The sequence below is a fragment of the Paenibacillus arenosi genome, assembly GCF_014841135.1.
Lineage (GTDB): Bacteria > Bacillota > Bacilli > Paenibacillales > Paenibacillaceae > Paenibacillus_B > Paenibacillus_B arenosi.
This window is the reverse complement of record NZ_JACYTN010000002.1, coordinates 618753-638262: the sequence shown is the minus strand read 5'-3', so window position 1 is coordinate 638262 and position 19510 is coordinate 618753. Positions and strand designations below refer to the sequence as shown.

Genomic DNA, 19510 nt, shown 5'->3' with positions numbered 1-19510 from the left:
AGGGCTGAGAAGTTTACTTACTCGTTATGTAGAACTTTGTTAACCTTTTGGAACCGCCGTATGCGGACCCGCATGTACGGTGGTGTGAGAGGACGGGGGCTAGGCGCCCCCTCCTACTCGATTATTTTGTAGAAGTTGCCTACAAATATATTGCTAATACTAGAGCAGCGGCGTACAATCTTGGCGAAAGCACAATCTATTACGAAAGGGAATCTTGTGCTGTTCATTGCTAGACTATTCCTATGAAGAGGAGCATGAAAATGATCAAGAAACTTACGGTTGCAAGTGTGTTGGCAGTAGCATTGCTTGGTTCAGCGGTTGGAGTGCAGGCAGCGGCAATTACTACGAATCAGATATCCTCTTTAGGGTATCAAACAAATAGCTATGGAGCAGAGGCAGGTGTGAAATCTCTCAATAATATTCCTCCTGGGTGGGTGCATGTAAGAACAACGGGTCCGAGTTGGGATCAAACATTCATTATCAAAAATCTAAATGGAGCCCCTTATGGAGCAGAAGTAGGCATCAAGTCATTTTATAATCTGCCTAGTGGTTGGGTTCATGTAAGTACGACAGGGCCAAGCTGGGATCAAACTTTCATTATTAAAAATCTAAATGGTGCTCCAAGTGGAGCGCAAGTAGGAGTGAAATCATTTTATAACATACCTGTAGGCTGGGTGCATATTTCTACAACAGGTCCAAGTTGGGATCAAACCTACATCTTCAAGAAACTCTAGTTCCCTTTACGTGTACAAACATTAATATTCCTCTCTGTTTCCTCTATACGACACACATTTAATGTATTTTTAATAGCATGATTCTGCAGTTTTTAATGACTAATCATAGTACCTTTCTTCCATTCATGTTTGTGAGAATTCAGCCTTTTTACTATATGACATTACTCTTAAATTAAACTTAAAAGCCTGCAATTCTCTTATTCCAGCTCAGGCTGACGACAAGAGATTGCAGGCTTTTGATGTTACTTAATAACGGAATGATAAAGGGGCTTATACAGCCGCTGCAGCGGTTTTGTCAGCGCACTCTGTGGAACAATGTCCGCTATGCTCTGTCTCACACTCATCGCACACGATATGCTGCAAGTGGCAGGAATCAAGTTCACAGTTAATATAACGGTCTGCTGGCTTCTCACAGTGATGGCAGCGACCTACGATAACAGCTTCATCTGTATGGTTGATCGGTACAGATATCCGCTCATCAAATACATAGCATGAACCATCAAATAGTCTTCCTTGTACTTCTGGATCTTTACCGTAGGTAACGATACCACCATCAAGTTGGTAGACTTCATCAAACCCTTCTTGGATCATCCAGCTGCTCAAAATTTCACAGCGAATACCGCCCGTACAGTACGTAAGGATCTTCTTGTCCTTAAGATTGCTCATATTTTCACGAATCCACTCTGGGAATTCTCTAAAGCTGTCTACTTCAGGACGAATGGCATTACGGAAATGCCCGAGGTCAAATTCATAGCCTGTACGTCCATCAAGTACAACTACATCATCACGTTGTAGATATTCATGCCATTCTGCTGGGCTAAGATGGCCACCTGTTAGCACGTTAGGGTCAAGATTTTTATCATCTACACGGAACGTAACGAGTTCCTTTTTATAACGGACATGCATCTTCTTGAAAGCATGTTCTTCTACTGGATCTATTTTAAATACCGTATCTGCAAACAGAGGGTTCTGTTTCAAATCATGCATATACTGTTCTGTTTGTTCAATTGTTCCGGTTAATGTACCATTGATGCCGCCGTCCGCAATCAAGATGCGACCCTTAATGCCCAACTGTTTGCAATATTCCAAATGTTCTTGAGCTAGCTGCTCAGCATTCGGAACGTCAACAAATTTATAGAAAAGCAAAAGCGCAAATTTAGCTTTTTCAGTCAAATGTATCACCTGTTCGTTTAGATTTGCATACTGGTGTTAGCGACTATTTTCATAGGTGCCCGATCAGTACGTCAGATAGTAAACCATTTTCTATAGAAAGTATTGTATCACAAATAGTGATGAAATTCACAGTGGGAGTTCAATCCTAATCTGACAGGAATCAAGAAACATCTTTGGAGATTATTATGGACAAATTAACCATTTACCTGATTAAATGAATCTACAATTACTACGTAACATCTAGGAGGCTTCTATGATTCGTAAACTAATAGTAGATAATGAAGCAGTAGCTAAACAAATGCTTGATGTACAAATCCCTTCTTATCAAGTGGAAGCTGAATTAATTGGTTTTCATGATATCCCACAATTGAAGGACACGGTACAAGCATTAATGTCTAGCAATGAGACTTGTGTAGGATATTTTGTAGAGGAAGAATTGGCTGCCTTTATTTCGTATACAGATGAAGGGCAGTATATTGATATTTGTCGTCTGGTCGTTCATCCCGATCATTTTAGAAAAGGAATCGCAAGAAAATTAGTGGCGCATATTATTGATGAAAAAGCGAAAAATAAAAAAGTAATTGTAAGTACCGGCGCGAAAAATACACCTGCTAAGCAATTGTACAAACAATTTGGTTTTCAAGAAATGAAAGACATTGAAGTGGCACCTCATATGTTTATTACTTTGTTTGAGAGAAGCTAGGCTCGTAACACATACATAATAAAAGAGCTATTGGTCATTGTTGGGGGGACAGTACCCCTGTTCAATTACCAATAGCTTTTTCTATTAAAGGGTCAAACTTAACCCCAGTCGCTCAGTATAAACTTTAAAACATTATGCACTAAAATCTTTATCATGTGTTGCGGCATTGTCTTTGATTAATTTCTGCTCTAACTTCGTACCGAACCCCTCAAAGTAATTCGTAAACCGATCGAATGCTTTTCGGTTCACGATCCAATCTGACAGCTTCACGCAACCATAAGCGAACAGCATTCCTGCGAACATATCAATAATCCAATGGATGTTCAAGTAAAGTGTTGAAATCATAATCGAAATACCGAATACACCAACAACCCAGCGGTACCACTTGCTGCGTTCACGCATAGCTAATAGAACGGCTGCAAAGGCAATGGACGTATGCATACTAGGGAAGCAGTTAATCGTAACATTGAACGCCTCCGCTGCTGTTAATCCACGTTCTAGTAAGTCTGGAGTTCCTTGTACGTACCATACTTCCTGCAAGAAGATGAGGTTGTAAAAAGGTAGGATTAGCGGTACTTGCAATAAATAGCCTGCGAGCGCGTAGCGTCCGAATTTTTTTACGTCCTTCGTGAAAAAGGCGCGAATAATGCATAGCCAATACGTCAATGTAAAGCCATATATATACACAGACTGCATATATGTGGTTAACCATTCGGGCTGCCAAAGCTGAAACATCGATGGTGCGTTGCCGGGTATCGCGTTAAACCATTCATTCCAATTGAATGTATGGTGCATCGACTCGGTTTGCCAGGCTACGACCTTGAACCAGAATGGATTCGCATATTTGTAGATAATGTAGAAGATCAATAATGTCAGTAGTCCTGCTGGCATAAAGCGAAGCCAAGAGATGGGTTTGGCATCCTTACTCACTCCCCACAAGGAAGCAATCATGACAATAAGACACCACAATTGCCAGTTCTCAACTCGGAAGATGAGGAATACTAACAACGCCAAAATAGTTGCTAAAATAATAAGATACGTTTTTTTAGTTAGCAAAGTTGTTCACCTTTTCAGTTTTCTTTTGAATTTCATAGACAATTTTTGTATTATAGCATAGGGTTAAATGATTTTACGATAGAAAAAAATAATGATCAATGGGGTATAAATCAGGTTATGCTATACATTTGCTTTTGAACATCAATATAAGTTCTTGGGACATAGCATAGATTGAAAGAGGTTAGGGCCTCATGCATATGATTTTAGATGTACATAGGAAAACGAGTGTGCAGGTAGAGGGGTTTTGTTTAGATGAATGTTCACCTTGATCCATTTGATCGTGACTTTGAATCCATTGAAGCGATTGCGGACACGATTAGTCAGATTCTGCAATGTCCGGTTACGATCGAGGACAGTAACCATAGGCTGCTTGCATACAGCACGCATGCGCCTGATACCGATCCGGTTCGTATTGCAACGATCATCGGCAGGCGCGTACCGGAACATGTCATTAGTATGCTGTGGCGTGAAGGGATCATTCAACAAATTATGGATAGCCAAGTGCCCGTTCTCATTGACCCGATTGATTCCATTGGCTTGAATCGGCGTATTGCAGTTGCGATTCGTCATCATCATGATATTCTCGGGTACATATGGGTGATGGATGAGCACAAGGGGATTGATGAACAAGGGCTGGATGACTTGAACAAGGCTTCACATGCAGCTAGAAGCAAACTGCTGCAAGTTCAAACTCAACGTCGCAGACGCGAGGAACAGAGCTTTGAATTTTTCTGGGGAATGTTGACCGGAAGCATGGATTCCGAGCATCGAATTGTAGATCGAGCGCACCAACTTGGAATCACATTGCCCAAGTCCTATCGTGTTATGATTATTGAATTTGATACATTGCTAAATGAAAAACTATATGAACAAGTGCTGTATACGATACTTACGGCACAGCGACATCGGAAAGTGCTGCATGTTAGGCAAGAGCAGCGCTTGCTTGTGCTTATCGATGCAACAGATGATGACATTGATGGGCATATTGCAGCGTGGATTCTGCTTATGGAACGGATGCAGCAGCGCTTTGGGGTGAAACCTGTTCATTTAGCTAGCGGGCTATCTTATTCCTTGTATATGGATGTGGTGAAGAGTTATCAAGAAGCAATAACCGTTATGAATATGAAGAAGCATCTGCCTGATGAAACGAAGCATTTGCATCGATATGAAGAATTGGGTTGGTATCGCTTCCTTCCTGCTATGATACAGGAGCGTCGTGCACGCCCGATGCAGCATTCGAGTTTGTCTAGGCTCAAAGCGTACGATAAAGAGCATCAGAGTGGATTAGTTAGTACTCTGTCCCTATTTCTGCAAGCAGATTGCAATGTGAAACGAGCTGCTGAAATGCTGCATATTCACTCCAATACGCTAATGTATCGCTTGAAGCGAATTACGGATATTGGCGGCATTGATTTGAATGATATGGAGCAAAAAATTTCATTGTATTTGGAATTGAAAATGGACCAATGGCAATCATAAATAAGTTAGGTATCCGCTTTGTGTAAATTCACAAGGCGGATTATTTTTTTTCATAAAGTTGGACGAAGCTGTGGTCGCCATAAAAGGTTATATTAAATGTAAGCAATGATACTTTTAAGCATGTGCAAAGAACTTGAGGGGGATTCAATGATGATTATCGGAGTTCCAGCAGAAATAAAAAATAATGAAAACCGCGTTGCTGCAACGCCTGCCGGAGTCATGGCTTTAAGCCAAGCGGGGCATAAAGTGCTTATCCAAAGTGGAGCGGGTGTAGGCAGCGGATTCGAAGATCATGATTATGAACAAGCAGGTGCTGTTATTGTACAGCAAGCTGCTGATGTGTGGGCACAAGCAGAGATGATTATGAAGGTTAAAGAGCCGCTTCCTGCTGAATATGGATACTTCCGCAAAGGACTTATTTTATTCACTTACTTGCATTTAGCAGCTGAGCCTGAGCTAGCTAAAGCGTTATTGGATTCGGGTGTAATCGGCATTGCTTATGAAACGGTTGAAGTCAATCGTACATTGCCATTGCTGACCCCAATGAGTGAAGTAGCGGGACGTATGGCAGCACAAATTGGAGCTCAGTTCTTAGAAAAAGTTCACGGTGGCAAAGGGATCTTGCTAGGTGGTGTGCCAGGTGTACAACGTGGTAAGGTGACAATTATCGGTGGTGGAGTCGTTGGAACGAATGCAGCAAAGATCGCGGTTGGTCTTGGTGCAGATGTAACAATTATCGACCTGAGTGCTGATCGTCTTCGTCAAATCGAGGATATATTCGGTACAAGCGTGCAAACGCTGATGTCCAATCCGATGCATATCGCTGAGTCTGTTCGTCATTCGGACCTTGTCATTGGTGCTGTATTAATTCCAGGTGCTAAGGCGCCTAAACTTGTTACAGAGGCGATGATTCAATCGATGCAGCCAGGGTCTGTAGTTATTGACGTAGCTGTTGACCAAGGTGGTATCGTGGAAACGGTTGATCGCGTAACTACACATGACCAACCTACTTATGTGAAACATGGTGTTGTACACTATGCCGTAGCCAATATGCCAGGCGCTGTATCGCGCACTTCAACGATGGCACTGACTAATGTAACATTGCCATACGCGCTGCAAATCGCTAACAAAGGACTAGAGCGTGCATTGCAAGAGAACAAGGCATTGCTAGCGGGTGTGAATACGGCTGGTGGTGAGATGACATATCATGCAGTAGCGCGTGACTTGGGTTATTCCTATGTGCCTGTAGAAGACGCATTGAAGAAGGCGCTTCTTGTACATTAATACGATGAACGAACAAGCTGGTATCCAGATTAAAATGGATGTCAGCTTTATTTTTATACGTACACTTGTTCATGCGTAATGATAAATATTTGTATACATGATTATCAGAACGTTGTATATAGTGTTATGATTATAAACAGAATATGGATATAGAAAGGGAGGTGTAGCCTTGTATATCATGCGTAAATTAATCTCAGCACTTATAGCGACACTTATTTTCTCCCTTACATTACCCATGATATTTTTCGGAGTAAACATTTTTACAATAGTGTCCTCGTTATTTTCCGTAGACTCAACTGGTCGGCTACTTTTGACAATGATTATGTTTGTGCTGGGAGGCACTTATTATGCTCTAGGAATTCCATTGTCCATAATCATTGACCTAATCATGCGGATAGGTAGTAAAAAAGCAAGGAAAGCTCCTTCTAAAACGTTTGTTATGGTTCGTCTGTTGGGCTATCTGCTGTTATATGCAATGGGGGGAGTGGTATCAGCATTTATTACCCTTCGTCTTTTTATTTATGGCGATCTGAATTCGTGGGAATGGGGTTACATGGGATGGGAGGAAATCATCACATTTATTGCTGCGGCGTGGTTATTTGCAGGGATTGATTATTTACTCAGCAAGCTCAAACTTTTTAGTCCACGTAAACATCTAATAGATAGTGGGAATGATGAGTCCGTACATGTCTAATCAGAAGTGATCTTTTCACCGATGTATAAGTTAAGGCTCAGACATAAATGATAAGAGTATACAGATGATTTTCATTTGCACATGGAGGGTTAAATGATGTATACTCTTGCTCTAGTCTTGTTACTCTGCCTCATTGCTGTTGGGTATTTGTGGTACGAGCGATTTGTTATTAAATCCACGAAGAAGTAGAAACATCTCTACATTGATCCGATGATAAAGAGAGGCAAGCTTCCTTCGTTATATGAGAGTTGGTGACTCGTGTATGGCTTCGTTTACACTTAAACAAGTCAAAGCATGGAAGACTTATCTAACGATTGTTGGATGGCTTGTCTTTATTTTATATTTGTTATACGCTACATACTTGTTGTTTTTCGGCTTTTATCGAGCTATGGACATGAGTGGTAAATATGCGATTAATCTCGTTCCTTTTCAAACGATTAAGGAATATATGTTCCACCTTGAATATTATCCATTTGATGTGTGGTTTAATAATTTATTTGGCAATGTATTGTTATTTTTGCCTTTAGGGTTTCTAATTCCGCTGTTGCTGCCTGTATTTAAGCGCTGGTGGATTATTGTACTTCTATCCTTTGTTCTCACGGTTACGATAGAGATGCTCCAATATGGTCTTCAACTTGGTACATTGGATGTTGATGATATGATATTGAATATTGGCGGAGGATGGCTTGGATTCGGTTTGCATATTGTAGCTAGACATTTGTGGGCAGAGCAGGCCAGAAGGATCAATAGCACACACGCATCTGCAGTGGATTAACAGAAATCGAACGGATACGATTAAGGACTTATATATAGGATTGGATAACACCGTACCTAGGCGTATGGTGTTTTTTGTTTTTGTTGCCAAATATGAATTCTTTCTTAAATGTCAATATCGTTATACGATGAAGCTTTACAATAAGTGCAGGAGGGTTGAATCGAATGTTAGATGGAACTGCTATTTTATTGGCGGAGGATGATCCCGAGATTGCTCGTATTGTCCGCGATCATTTTCGCAGGCAGCGATGCGATGTAACATGGGCATCCACTGGACTAGAATGTTGGGAAGATTTTCGTAATGGTGATTATGATCTAGTTATTGTAGATCTGATGATGCCTGAAATGGACGGATATGATTTATGCAAAAATATACGGTTAATTAGTGATGTACCGTTAATTATTATAAGTGCTCGTGCTGAGGATGAGGACAAGGTACGTGGTCTTCAACTTGGTGCAGATGATTATTTAACGAAGCCTTTTAGTTTGACAGAACTTACCGCACGGATACAATCGATCCTTCGTCGTTATCGTCAAGGAAATGCTCAACCATCTCAAGCGATGAAAATGGTATTTAAGCATGGGTTATTAGTAGACTTTGAGCGTCAACGTGCTTATTTGAATGAAGAAGATATTCATTTGACGAGTAAAGAATGGGCTTTGCTTGTGCTGATGGCAACACACCCGGATCGAACGTTCTCCAAGACGGAGTTGTATGAGCATGTTTGGCAGCAGCGCCACGAGGACTGCACAAATACGATTAATGTTCACATTAAGAGTCTACGGACGAAGCTCGGGGAACAAATTCGCAATCCGAAATTCATTGAGACCGTTTGGGGCAGTGGATATCGGTTTATTGGAGAACGTGACCAATGAAGCTCCGTAATTGGCTGATGAGCGCTTTTTTAATCGTGATGCTGCTTCCCGTTATCGCTTTTGGCTTATTTGCTTATGTAACGTACGAGCATGATAAAAGTGAAGCGTTGGAAGAGTACGTTCAAGTTACAGAGAAAATGCAGCAGTATGAAGGACAAATCATGAACCCGAAATGGTATCGTGTACAATCTAGTGAGAGATACAAGCCGCTTGAATTACTGCTGGATGACTCCATTGAGCTAACGTTGTATCGATCAGACGGGTATCGTCTATTTTCCACGAATAAGGATGATCATCAACAATATTTCCTGCGCATCCCTGCTGAGGAGTTATACAGCAAATTATATCAACTTGAGAAGACACCTCGTGCTTATAAAATGAAACAACCTGTTTTTCACGGTGATCAACTCATTGGATTTTATGATTTGCGTGTAGAGAGAGAGCAGTATGTGGAGCAAGTCAGCAACACGGTATGGCAGCTTATTGCCGGAATTATTTTGTTCTTTGTCATTTTGTATGTCATCGTATGGTTACTTGTAAAGCGTAAGCTTATTCAGCCAATGCGCCATCTGATGAGCCAGATGAGTGCGCTTGCGAATAATGAGCCTGTTACAGAGTGGAAGCAAGCTTCCAATGATGAAATGGGTATTTTGATAAGACATTTTGGAAATATGCGTGAAGATATTGAGACTGCGCGTGAAGAAGTGGCGAGGGAGCAGCAGGATAAGCAGTTTATGGTGGCTTCTCTGTCTCATGATCTGAAAACACCGCTAACTTCGATTCAAGCCTATATGGAAGCACTGGAGAATGGATCACAATTGACACAGGAGGAACAAGAGGATTATCGGGCAATTGTTAAATCCAAAGCAGAGCAGATGCGTGGGATGCTTGATGATTTAACGCTGTTTGCAGCATTGCGGTCTTCTAAATACCCAACGAACTTGATTGAGGTTGAAGGTGAAGAACTATTTGATATGCTGTTTTCCGGCTATGATGCCTTGTGCAGCAAACAGGGTGTGGAATTAAAGACAAGTATCGAAGTGCAGGGCACTTATCAAATGGACCCTAAGCAGATGATGCGTCTGACAGACAATCTTGTTAGCAACGCGCTTCGTCATACCTCTGCTGGAAGATGTGTTGGTATGGCAGCTGTATCTGGGAATGAGCAAGTGCCAGATTGGCTGACACCGTTTGAGCAGCAGTTGAATGATGTGCGAAGAGCGAATTCAGCGAGTCTTATTATTTTCAATGAAGGTGCGGTCATCCCTGATAAAGTGTTATCCGGATTGCTTGAGCCTTTCGTTCAAGGCGAACAGTCACGACCCAAGTCCATGCAAGGGTTCGGATTAGGTCTAAGTATTACACAAGAAATTATACGCAGACACTGTGGGCAGCTTCATATATGGTCAAAAGCTCCTTATGGTACGGTCGTGATGTGTCAATTTCCAATCCATCCAAATACAAATGTTGTGAAGGAGGACAATGATACATGAGAACAAAAGGTTTGACAGTTATCAAATGGATCTTTGTTGTCTTCATCGTTTTCTCAGTGGCAGGCTGTGGCTGGAGTTGGAACTGGAACTGGAATAAGTCCGAACCACCTAGTAATTTCTTAGATATGGTAACGCCGCCTAACTATGAATTGGTTTCTTATTATGCGGAGGCGAACATGACTTATACGTATAAGGACGGGAAGTCAAAAGATGAGAAGTATTTGATAAAAGAATGGGTGGATGCTAAGCAGGGACGGGTTTATCGAGAAATGATAGAGGGAAATAAGGTTCATTTTAGTCTACAGACACCGCGAGACTTGCTCACTTATACAAAGGGCGATAAAGTAGCCTACACCACTTCATTTTCCCCAGATGATCCAGAAGTGTCCTTTGGAACTCGCGAAAGTTTTATGATGCAGATGGAGTCGATCCGTAAAAATTACACCATTAAATCGGTAGAGGATGATACCTTTTTGGGACGACCGGTACAGCGTCTACGTGCTGTAGCGAAAGATTCATCTTACCGCTCAGAAATAGAACTGTGGATTGATAAGGAAACATGGATGGTATTGAAAGACTCAGAACGGTCCGATGAAGTCGAATTTGTAACGGAGTATACGCTCTTTGAAACGAGGAACAAGTTCGAAGATAAGGAATTGGAGTTAATTGTTCCGTCACATGTAATGATAGAGGAGATGGATGAGAGTAGCGAGCCAGATCGAATTACTTTGCAAGAGGCTGCCAAATTACTAAAGAGCGGTTTGATGCATCTATCTCAAAATCAAGATATTAAACTTTCACATGTGGAAAAAGAAGTGTATGACTTTGGAGAGGATGTAGACTGGACATTAATTTCGCTTATTTATGATAAGCCTGACGGAACGCCAATGTTTCAATTGTATATCTCACCATCTGCAAATGTTGGAGATAATACTTCAGCAAATGATAACAAAGTGAAAGTTAGAAACAAGCAAGGGACGTATTGGGAAGAGCTTCAGATACTTTCTTGGGAGGAGAACGGCTATCTTTATGAATTAATGAGTCGTCATCCTGACTTAAAGCAAGATGAACTTCTGAAGTGGGCGGAGAAACTCACCCCATATCCATCCCCAGTAGAAATGAAACCATAGATACAAGTACAGCGGAGGGATTGTCATGATAGAGAGAGAAAACCAACCTATGCGCATGCTGCACGAAAAGATGTTGGATGTATTTAGATGGCGCAGTATTTTTAGTACTTCCTTGATATTGTTAGGAGCTATAGTTTACTTCGTATGTGCATATATGTGGAGTTGGCTGCTATGGCCAGCCATTACAGCATGCATTGGTGCTGTCTTATTGTTTGTCTTGTATGTTTTTATTTGGCCTAGACTTGAGTATCAATACTTTTCCTTTGTCGTTCACGAAGAGGAAATGGAAATTAAGCAAGGGGTCTGGTTCCGCAGTCATGTGCTTATACCAATGACAAAAGTACAGCATGTAGAAACAGAGACAGGACCACTGCTGCGCAAATTTGGGCTAGCATCTACGATGATTGTTACAGCTGCCGGTACGCATAAAATTAGCGGATTACTCCAAAAGGAGGCAGATGATCTTAAGTCTTATATCGGTACGTTAGCACGGGTGGTGGATACCGATGAATGATCACGAACGTGTAAAGCAATCACCAACTCGATATAAGCTTCATCCTGCCCAAATATTGCTATCTTGGCTGGAGGTTATTAAGGCTCTTATTCCATTAATTATTATCGTTTCCTTAGATATAAGGGATGCGGCTCAATTAGAATGGTACCACGCGATTCTGCCTGGTTTTTTGCTGCTTGGGTTAATGACAAGCTATTTGTCTTGGCAGCGATTCTATTATGTGCTGGAGCATGACCGTGTTCGTATCCACAAAGGCATTTTGTTTAGAGAAGAACGTAATCTTTATTACTCTCGTATTCATTCTGTGAATGTGGAGCAGCCGTTACTTCATCGCTTACTAGGTATTGCTCGGATCAAGATCGAAATGCCGGGGGGGAAGTCTGAAGGGGATGGCGTACTAAAAGCAATAACACTCGCAACCGCAAACGAATTGGAGCGGTGGATTCGCAGCCAATCATCGTCGATGAAGCAGAAACAAGATGGGCAGGTTCGGCAAGAGCTGAGCCAGGAACAGAGTAATGATGTTTCTCCGTCACATCTAGCTTCGGAGCAGAGTGCTATTCTCTCACCTGATGTTATGGATAACAAACGAGAGCGTGAGTATGATAATACAGATCAGACCACTGCCTATACATACAAGCTGCCTTTTAGCGAAGTATTATTTGCATCGATTACAACGGTCAATATTGGGTTGGTTATCACTTTTATACTAGGTGTTATTTCATTTGCTGATGACATCCTGCCAGCATCTCTCTACGATCGAATCCTTTCAGTGGTTCAAATGATTTTCCCAACTTGGTGGGGGATCGTCATCGTAGGTGTAATTGCAGCATGGGCTCTTTCCACGGTTCTTTATATGTTGAAATATGGTGGATTCCAATTAGAGTCTGATGGAAATCAAATGAGTATTTCCTATGGGCTGTTAGAGAAGAAGAAGCATGTGTTTCGCATTAAGCGGGTGCAGGCGATCGTTGTGAAGGAAGGTGTTCTGCGTCAAGTGCTAGGATATGCAGAAGTTGGACTTCATGTTGTATCTTCTAACAAAAACGAAACTGTTATTTTACATCCATTTATTCGTAAGCAGCTCTTACAAAGCTGGTTGATTGAAATGGTTCCACAATTCAATTGGGTCGAGCGAGAGAAGCGTTCCCCAAAGAGAGCAATTTGGAGCTTCTTCAAATGGGATATCCTTATAAATGGATTACTTACAGCTGCCGCCGTTTGGTACTTTGGTATGGTCGGCTGGTGGGTTCTATTATTATTCGTCATCACCGTACCTCTTTCTTATGCGGCGCATTATGACGAGGGATTCACGTGTCGTGATGAACAGCTTACCATTTGGAAAAGGGATTTGGCACGTTATACGATTTTTGCACGTCGTAAGCAAATGGTGACCTTCCAAAAGAGCTCAACACCTATTCAGAAGAAGATGCGTCTCCAGCGTATGAAAGTGAAATTAATGGGGGATGTTGGGGGAACCAGTTTCAGTACTCAATGCTTGGATGAGCAAGACGTAGAAGAGGTATGGAACTGGTCTAGGAGAGACCAACGAGCAAAACAACAAAATTAACTATTCTCTGTGACAGCCTTAGTTTCGTGTAAATACGAACTAAGGTTGTTTTTTATGCATTACGAGTCGTCAGCTGGATTACCATCCAAGAAGATTACGGTCTTGGATGGCTGGTCCCAACTGACTGGAAGATGGAATACTTTTTTTAGTAGTGAAATAGGTACGTATGTGCGTTTATTTTTAATAATCGGTTTTTCGGTTAAAGTAACATCTTTTCCATTTACTTTAAGTTTGTCACTAATGGAATACCAATTTACCTGGTGTCGCGCATCTTTTATGATAACGGAATGGGAAGTAGATTCCCAACTCAGTTCAACGTCCATCACTTCATGAAGCTGTGAAGCAAGGATGTAGCTAGCACCTTCGTGCATAATTGCTCCTGATAAAATAGATTCCCCATGAGCATTGATCACATTAACGGCTTGATTATCAACTGCAGCAGCTGCCTGTACAGAAAAATCGGGATGTAATGTAAGAGCGACGGCTAGTGTAAAGGTTATTAGGGCGGTTTTTTTCAATTTCATAACCTCCTTCTATAGAATGACGTTTTATGACTAGAAAAAGTTTCATGAAATGATCGTTCAAACAAGAATTATTTTACTTGACAAAATAAGCCAGTTGAATATGATATGTATTATGTGAATAAAAATCAAAATCATTCATAATATCGTGATGAGTGCTGCTGGAGGGCAATCGATATGCCAAAGTTTAATGATCATCAACGTCAAGCAATAGGTGAGCAATTCATTGAGCATGCTAGAAATTTATTCACCCAATTTGGGCTTAAGAAAACAAGTATTGCTGATATTACGACAGCTGTTGGTGTCGCGCAAGGTACGTTTTATTTATTTTATCGTTCAAAAGAAGAGCTCTTTCTTGATATTCTTCTTTTGGAAGAGCGAAGCGTTCATGCATCCCTCTCATCTTTCTTAAACCAACCGAAGATGAATCGATCACAGTTTAGACAATTTTTATTGCACTCGATTTCTTTGGTGGAAAACAACCCGTTATTAAAATGGCTGTATGATGCAGATACGATGAATGCGGTTATACGCAAATTATCTCCGGAGAAACAAGCTGAGCTGTTTCAGCAAGATAAGGATACGATGAAGTCATGGATAGAACGGGGACAGGCCGAAGGATGGATTGCAGCCAGAGAACCCGACCATATCGTCAGTTTGATGCAGGCGGTTGTGCTAGTGGCGCTGCAGAAACAACAGATCGGTGAAGATAGGTATGCAGTTACATTAGAATTGCTTTGTGATTGTATAGCACAGGGCATCATTCAGGAGGAGAGCACGGATGATTGAAGTTCATGAAATGTCTTACGCGTATCCCGGCAGCAAGCAGCCGATATTACAAGATATGAATTTTCAGATCGGCACTGGAGAAATTTTTGGATTATTAGGTCCTTCTGGTGCTGGCAAAAGCACAACACAAAAAGTTCTAATCGGCATGTTGAAAGATTATACAGGAAGCGTGAAAGTACTGGGGGGTGAGATTGCTCGTAGCAATAGAACGTTTTACGAAAAAATTGGGGTTGCATTTGAATTTCCTAACTTTTATATGCGTTTAACAGCACGGGAGAACTTGCAAATGTTTCGTACGCTCTACTCAGTACCGACAGTGGAAGTGAACGAAGCGTTACGGTGGGTTTCTCTAGAGGACTACGCGGATCGAAAAGTGCAGGACTATTCCAAAGGTATGAAAATGCGCTTAAACTTGGCACGCTCGCTTATGCATCACCCGCAACTACTGTTCCTCGATGAACCTACTTCTGGACTAGATCCGACGAATGCAGCTCATATCAAACAACTTATGATCAAACAAAAAGAAGAAGGCAGGACGATCGTTCTGACTACGCACAACATGGCTCTTGCCGAACAGTTATGTGATAGAGTTGCCTTTGTCGTTGATGGAAAGATTCGTCTAATTGATACACCAGCTCGCTTGATGAAAGAAGCTGGTCAGACTCAAGTAGAAGTGAAATACGCCCATGAAGATGGCAGTGTAAAGGCTTTACATGTACCAACTCATGAGTTAAGTCAGCATACACAATTCCACAGCATAATGAATTCGCATGAGCTCTTATCTATTCATAGCCATGAAATGTCACTTGAACAACTATTTATTCGAGTTACAGGGAGGGCTCTTCATGAAGCGGAACAATAGGTGGATGGATATGGGATTACTATCTCAATTCACTTCGATTGGGGCGTGCCAATGGTCACTTCTTCGTAATGGAATTTGGAACGATATACGCATTCAATTTCGCCATGGTTTCTACTACGTTTATGCCTTAGTTAGTACGTTATATATAATCATTTTGCACCTTGTGCCAATTGAATATCGTGAATCTGCGAATGTGTTCATTACTTTTACAGACCCCAGTGTGCTTGGGTTTTTCTTTATAGGTGGCTTAATTATGATTGAGAAGGGACAGCATTTGCTTGATCCGTTATTTATGACCCCTTATTCTCCGGAATACTATATATGGTCTAAAGTATTATCTTTAAGTGTTCTATCCGTATTGAGTAGTTCAATCATTCATTTGTTTACGTTTGGTTTTACGGCACATTTTTTATCATTTTTATTTGGGGTGTGGCTTACTTCCATTATGTTTACTTTACTCGGTGTAGGAGTGGCTGCAAAATGCACGACGGTAAATGAGTTTTTTGCTGTTTCATCGTTGTATGGAGTCATCAGCATGGTGCCGCTGTTGGGCTGGCTAAACTTATGGAAAACTCCACTTTACTTGCTCTGGCCAACACAGGCATCCCTTCTGATCATACAGTCCGCATTTGAACCATTGCACATCATGGAAGGCGCATACGCTTTTCTCTATTTAACTGTAGCTTCTATCTTGTTGTTTGGTTGGGCCCGCCATCGATTCTATCAGTACATGATGTCCATACAAGGCGGAGGGAAACGATTATGAAAGGATTAAGTACGCTCATTATTGCTGAGGGGAAGAGGTTGCAGTCCGAACGGATGCAGTTACTCCTGATGGCTTCTCCTTTACTGCTTATCAGTATGACGGTATATGTGCTGCCTGTTATTAATCAATCTATCTCTTTTTATTATCAGATTAATCTCGATGCGTATTACCCTCATGTATTCGGTATGTTTGTCTGTTTAATTCCACTCATGTTAGGTGTTGTTACAGGATTTGCTCTATTGGACGAGCGGGATGAGCAGCTCATAGCGTATTACTCGATCACTCCAATTTCTAGACAAGGATATATGATGGTCCGGTATATGCTGCCCATTTTCGTTACAGCCGTTTATATTATGTTAATCTTTGTTCTGCAGCAGCAAATAACTCTATCTGGTTACTCTTTTTTCATTATTTTTAGTATGTTGATGTTGGAAATGTTAATGATGGGACTTGCGATGAGTGTATTTGCGATGAATAAAGTAGAAGGGCTTGCTTTATCAAAAGCGGCGGGCGTAATCGTCGTCGTTCCTCAGCTTGTCGCTTTTTTTCCGAAACATTTGCATTGGCTGGGCTGGTGGGCACCTCCGTACTGGATTATAGAAATGTTGACGAATCCTGATATTGTAGCTGGTTCTGAATTTCCTAGTTTCGTTGTAGGTATTATTGGTTTATCCTTGCACAGCGTCATTTTGCTTTGGTTATATCGTAAGTACAGGCTTCAAGTGGAATAAGGACTGACTAGTGTGGGGTTGTTATTTTTGATCTATCACTTGCTTATATACTGCATGTAAACATGAATAAGCCCAGTCAAACTCATCTTTATTTCTAAAGAGGAATTAAACTGGGCTTCATATGTCAATATCGTTATTCTTCGGTACTGCTATTTATTAATGGGCTACATGTCCCAGCATACAGCACGGATAAGCGGTGCAATGCTCTTGTACAACCGACATAGAGTAAACGAGCTTCTAATGGCTGCATGCCATAGCGATTGCTGTCTGCGCCTACGATTGTAACGGCATCGAACTCTAGACCTTTAGATAAATATACAGGCAGTACGGAAATTCCCCCTGCATACGTATCTTGTTTGCCATCCATCAAATTAATTTCCCAACCATTTTCTCTGAGCTGAGTAGCTAATTGACGAGCTTCCTCAGTTGTGCGAGTGAGGAGGGCGGTGGTCTCAAAGTTATGTTCCTTCATGGCGTTAAGCTCAGCTTCAATATATGTGAGCTGGTCATTCTCGTCATGTGAAAGGACTTGCACAGGTTCTCCGCTGCGGAAGACGGGCTCTGCTAAGATTGGGTTCGTAATTCCGCGCTCCAAGATGACATTGGCAAACTCTATAATTTCCATTGTAGAGCGATAGCTTCTTCTTAACTCGAAATAACCTGTGTCTTCTTCTTGGAATAGATTGCGAAGTTCCCCCCAACTCTCGATGCCTGCATAAGCATGAATACCTTGAGAAAGATCGCCCAGCACAGTAAATGATTGGCTGCGGACGCATTGATTCAATAAAGCCAGATGAAGGGGAGAGAAGTCTTGCGCCTCATCAATGACAATGTGATCAAATGTATGCGTTCGCTCAACACCGTACATAAGCGTATGGATATAGGTCAACGTTGTTAAATCTTCTTGGCGAATGTTATTCTGTTTCAGATCGCTGACGGTTTGTTTCCATAATGCTGGTGTTAAGAACTGACGTACAGCGTCTGTTTTTATCAGCGTCTTGTATATATGGAGAACATCGGGCTTTGGCCATTTTTTCATATAGGCTTTCAGGCGGGAAGAAGATTTACGCTTCTTCTCCTGAAGGGCTGTACGAGAGCGTTCACGCTTCAGTTCCATTTCGATCCAACGTTGAATACGTGCAGATACACGTTCCAGTCGCTTGGCAGGAGCATAAGAACGATATTCTTCGTGATACCATGTCACCAGTTGCTCATGCTTAATTGCTGCTCCATCCCATGGACTGAAGTCTTCTTCTGGTACGGCTTGCTCGACGATTTCTTGCACTGTATCTTGAATAAGTTGTCTCCATGCAAGAGAGCCTTTCATCCTACCGCCAGCAGCTTGAACATCTTGACTGGCTCCTTGCAGTTCACCGTACCAAAGCTCAGCTTCTTCTGCTGCGCTGATGAGATGTATCCGTTCGTCTAGCCCCGTTAACTCTAGTGCCCAATCAGCAAAGGTTCGTTGTTGAATATCACCTACACCTAGTTCCGGGAGTACATCAGAGATATAGTCCAAGAACATCCGGTTCGGGGCAAATATTATCATTCGTTCTGCTCGTACTTGCTCTTGGTACTGATAAAGTAGAAACGCCAAACGGTGTAGGGCGACGGTTGTCTTACCACTACCTGCAACCCCTTGTATAAATAAGGCTTTATTTTTCGGTGCACGAATAATAAGATCCTGCTCTGCTTGAATGGTGGATACGATATCACGAAGTTTATTATCTTTATTTTCTCCTAGTCGGTACACGAGAAACTCATCGTTTACATGCTCGTCTCCAGATGAGCGATTATACGTATCTGCTACACGCTGTAAACGTTCCTGACGGATGATCAAATTTCGCTTCAAATCGACCTGCGCTTCTTCTCTTCCTTCAGGGGTTTCATACGGAACCGCGTCTTCTCCCCCATTGAAGGCATAAAATAGACTCGCAACGGGAGCTCTCCAATCCAATACAAGTGGGTAGGCCTCTGTATCGCCGAGCTTCCATGTCTCCTCATCATCGACGCCTTGTTTACCAATATAGAGAATATGGCTCTTATCTCGATCGACTTGTCGTACGTCCATTCTTGCGAAGTACGGGTCTTTAATCGCTCTCGACAGCCTTTGCCTTCTTGTTTCACGATGATCTTCAAGTACTTGCTCTGTGAAGTCAGAGCCGCGATAGATCGGAATCTCCTTTAATTCATCATACTGCCTGTGAATAAGAGACAATGTCTGTTCAAGACGTTGTTCTTCTTCTTGATAGGCACTTTGAAAAGATTCGCTCACTTTCAGTTACCTCCTAAGAGTAGATTGAAATAGCAATGCATTCTTAAGTACGTAAAAAACAGGAAGGTAACTATACCATAATGAGT

The 19510-nt window shown here is 41.7% G+C and carries 19 protein-coding genes; 15 read left to right on the top strand and 4 right to left on the bottom strand.

All coding sequences use genetic code 11. The features are described from left to right. Positions 1-260 precede the first annotated feature (260 nt). Entirely contained in the window at positions 261-734 is a 474-nt protein-coding gene (locus IFO66_RS06010) for a hypothetical protein (RefSeq protein WP_192024235.1), read from the top strand. A gap of 270 nt (positions 735-1004) precedes the next feature. Here the strand turns inward: IFO66_RS06010 and trhO are convergent, their stop codons facing one another. Beyond that, positions 1005-1907, bottom strand: coding sequence for an oxygen-dependent tRNA uridine(34) hydroxylase TrhO (trhO, locus tag IFO66_RS06005; RefSeq protein ID WP_192024234.1), 903 nt, complete (start codon positions 1905-1907; stop codon positions 1005-1007). A 253-nt stretch (positions 1908-2160) separates the two neighbouring features. Between trhO and IFO66_RS06000 the strand changes: the two genes are divergently transcribed. Next, complete coding sequence (locus IFO66_RS06000; protein ID WP_192024233.1) at positions 2161-2610, top strand: GNAT family N-acetyltransferase; 450 nt, start codon at positions 2161-2163, stop codon at positions 2608-2610. A gap of 132 nt (positions 2611-2742) precedes the next feature. On the opposite strand, the gene IFO66_RS05995 is transcribed toward IFO66_RS06000, so the two are convergent. Further along, the gene (locus IFO66_RS05995; RefSeq protein ID WP_192024232.1) at positions 2743-3666 is read right to left on the bottom strand and encodes a phosphatase PAP2 family protein; all 924 of its coding nucleotides are present in this window, start codon (positions 3664-3666) and stop codon (positions 2743-2745) included. 252 nt (positions 3667-3918) lie between these two features. On the opposite strand from IFO66_RS05995, the gene IFO66_RS05990 reads away from it, so the two are divergent. The 9 genes from IFO66_RS05990 (at position 3919) to IFO66_RS05950 (ending at position 13480) form a co-directional block, all read left to right on the top strand. Next, a complete protein-coding gene (locus IFO66_RS05990; RefSeq protein ID WP_192024231.1) occupies positions 3919-5145 on the top strand; it encodes a PucR family transcriptional regulator in 1227 nt (408 codons plus the stop codon). Between the two features lie 150 nt (positions 5146-5295). Continuing rightward, positions 5296-6429 carry an alanine dehydrogenase gene (ald, locus tag IFO66_RS05985; RefSeq protein WP_192024287.1) on the top strand — a complete coding sequence of 378 codons (1134 nt, stop codon included), beginning with the start codon at positions 5296-5298 and terminating at the stop codon, positions 6427-6429. A 169-nt stretch (positions 6430-6598) separates the two neighbouring features. After that, positions 6599-7123: a hypothetical protein gene (locus IFO66_RS05980; RefSeq protein ID WP_192024230.1), complete on the top strand. Its 525-nt coding sequence runs from the start codon at positions 6599-6601 to the stop codon at positions 7121-7123. A gap of 262 nt (positions 7124-7385) precedes the next feature. Further along, on the top strand, positions 7386-7898 hold the full coding sequence (locus tag IFO66_RS05975; RefSeq protein WP_192024229.1) for a VanZ family protein: 513 nt from the start codon (positions 7386-7388) through the stop codon (positions 7896-7898). Between the two features lie 164 nt (positions 7899-8062). Continuing rightward, positions 8063-8773 carry a response regulator transcription factor gene (locus tag IFO66_RS05970; RefSeq protein ID WP_192024228.1) on the top strand — a complete coding sequence of 237 codons (711 nt, stop codon included), beginning with the start codon at positions 8063-8065 and terminating at the stop codon, positions 8771-8773. Next, the gene (locus IFO66_RS05965; protein ID WP_192024227.1) at positions 8770-10266 is read left to right on the top strand and encodes a sensor histidine kinase; all 1497 of its coding nucleotides are present in this window, start codon (positions 8770-8772) and stop codon (positions 10264-10266) included. Before IFO66_RS05970 ends, IFO66_RS05965 begins: the two co-directional genes overlap by 4 nt. Beyond that, positions 10263-11396: a LolA family protein gene (locus IFO66_RS05960; protein WP_192024226.1), complete on the top strand. Its 1134-nt coding sequence runs from the start codon at positions 10263-10265 to the stop codon at positions 11394-11396. The genes IFO66_RS05965 and IFO66_RS05960 overlap by 4 nt, the downstream gene beginning before the upstream one ends. 25 nt (positions 11397-11421) lie before the next feature. Then, positions 11422-11910: a PH domain-containing protein gene (locus IFO66_RS05955; RefSeq protein ID WP_192024225.1), complete on the top strand. Its 489-nt coding sequence runs from the start codon at positions 11422-11424 to the stop codon at positions 11908-11910. Next, on the top strand, positions 11903-13480 hold the full coding sequence (locus IFO66_RS05950; RefSeq protein WP_192024224.1) for a PH domain-containing protein: 1578 nt from the start codon (positions 11903-11905) through the stop codon (positions 13478-13480). Before IFO66_RS05955 ends, IFO66_RS05950 begins: the two co-directional genes overlap by 8 nt. A 59-nt stretch (positions 13481-13539) precedes the next feature. Here IFO66_RS05950 and IFO66_RS05945 read toward each other — a convergent pair whose 3' ends face one another. Further along, a complete protein-coding gene (locus IFO66_RS05945) occupies positions 13540-14004 on the bottom strand; it encodes a copper amine oxidase N-terminal domain-containing protein (protein WP_225445507.1) in 465 nt (154 codons plus the stop codon). 174 nt (positions 14005-14178) lie between these two features. On the opposite strand from IFO66_RS05945, the gene IFO66_RS05940 reads away from it, so the two are divergent. Genes IFO66_RS05940 through IFO66_RS05925 form a run of 4 tightly spaced genes read left to right on the top strand, consistent with a single transcriptional unit; the run spans position 14179 to position 17149 of the window. After that, entirely contained in the window at positions 14179-14790 is a 612-nt protein-coding gene (locus IFO66_RS05940) for a TetR/AcrR family transcriptional regulator (RefSeq protein ID WP_192024222.1), read from the top strand. After that, complete coding sequence (locus IFO66_RS05935) at positions 14783-15652, top strand: ABC transporter ATP-binding protein (RefSeq protein WP_192024221.1); 870 nt, start codon at positions 14783-14785, stop codon at positions 15650-15652. The genes IFO66_RS05940 and IFO66_RS05935 overlap by 8 nt, the downstream gene beginning before the upstream one ends. Then, the gene (locus tag IFO66_RS05930; RefSeq protein WP_192024220.1) at positions 15636-16418 is read left to right on the top strand and encodes a fluoroquinolone export ABC transporter permease subunit; all 783 of its coding nucleotides are present in this window, start codon (positions 15636-15638) and stop codon (positions 16416-16418) included. The genes IFO66_RS05935 and IFO66_RS05930 overlap by 17 nt, the downstream gene beginning before the upstream one ends. Beyond that, positions 16415-17149, top strand: coding sequence for a hypothetical protein (locus IFO66_RS05925; RefSeq protein ID WP_192024219.1), 735 nt, complete (start codon positions 16415-16417; stop codon positions 17147-17149). Before IFO66_RS05930 ends, IFO66_RS05925 begins: the two co-directional genes overlap by 4 nt. Positions 17150-17282: 133 nt before the next feature. Here the strand turns inward: IFO66_RS05925 and IFO66_RS05920 are convergent, their stop codons facing one another. Further along, entirely contained in the window at positions 17283-19424 is a 2142-nt protein-coding gene (locus tag IFO66_RS05920) for a 3'-5' exonuclease (RefSeq protein ID WP_192024218.1), read from the bottom strand. Positions 19425-19510: the final 86 nt, after the last annotated feature.

Coding starts and splice junctions, on each gene's coding strand:
- IFO66_RS05950 (WP_192024224.1), top strand. CDS start 11,903: ATGAATGATCACGAACGTGTAAAGCAATCACCAACTCGATATAAGCTT.
- IFO66_RS06000 (WP_192024233.1), top strand. CDS start 2,161: ATGATTCGTAAACTAATAGTAGATAATGAAGCAGTAGCTAAACAAATG.
- IFO66_RS05935 (WP_192024221.1), top strand. CDS start 14,783: ATGATTGAAGTTCATGAAATGTCTTACGCGTATCCCGGCAGCAAGCAG.
- IFO66_RS05945 (WP_225445507.1), bottom strand. CDS start 14,004: ATGAAATTGAAAAAAACCGCCCTAATAACCTTTACACTAGCCGTCGCT.
- IFO66_RS05955 (WP_192024225.1), top strand. CDS start 11,422: ATGATAGAGAGAGAAAACCAACCTATGCGCATGCTGCACGAAAAGATG.
- IFO66_RS06010 (WP_192024235.1), top strand. CDS start 261: ATGATCAAGAAACTTACGGTTGCAAGTGTGTTGGCAGTAGCATTGCTT.
- IFO66_RS05970 (WP_192024228.1), top strand. CDS start 8,063: ATGTTAGATGGAACTGCTATTTTATTGGCGGAGGATGATCCCGAGATT.
- IFO66_RS05965 (WP_192024227.1), top strand. CDS start 8,770: ATGAAGCTCCGTAATTGGCTGATGAGCGCTTTTTTAATCGTGATGCTG.
- IFO66_RS05960 (WP_192024226.1), top strand. CDS start 10,263: ATGAGAACAAAAGGTTTGACAGTTATCAAATGGATCTTTGTTGTCTTC.
- ald (WP_192024287.1), top strand. CDS start 5,296: ATGATTATCGGAGTTCCAGCAGAAATAAAAAATAATGAAAACCGCGTT.
- IFO66_RS05990 (WP_192024231.1), top strand. CDS start 3,919: ATGAATGTTCACCTTGATCCATTTGATCGTGACTTTGAATCCATTGAA.
- IFO66_RS05930 (WP_192024220.1), top strand. CDS start 15,636: ATGAAGCGGAACAATAGGTGGATGGATATGGGATTACTATCTCAATTC.
- IFO66_RS05940 (WP_192024222.1), top strand. CDS start 14,179: ATGCCAAAGTTTAATGATCATCAACGTCAAGCAATAGGTGAGCAATTC.
- IFO66_RS05975 (WP_192024229.1), top strand. CDS start 7,386: ATGGCTTCGTTTACACTTAAACAAGTCAAAGCATGGAAGACTTATCTA.
- IFO66_RS05925 (WP_192024219.1), top strand. CDS start 16,415: ATGAAAGGATTAAGTACGCTCATTATTGCTGAGGGGAAGAGGTTGCAG.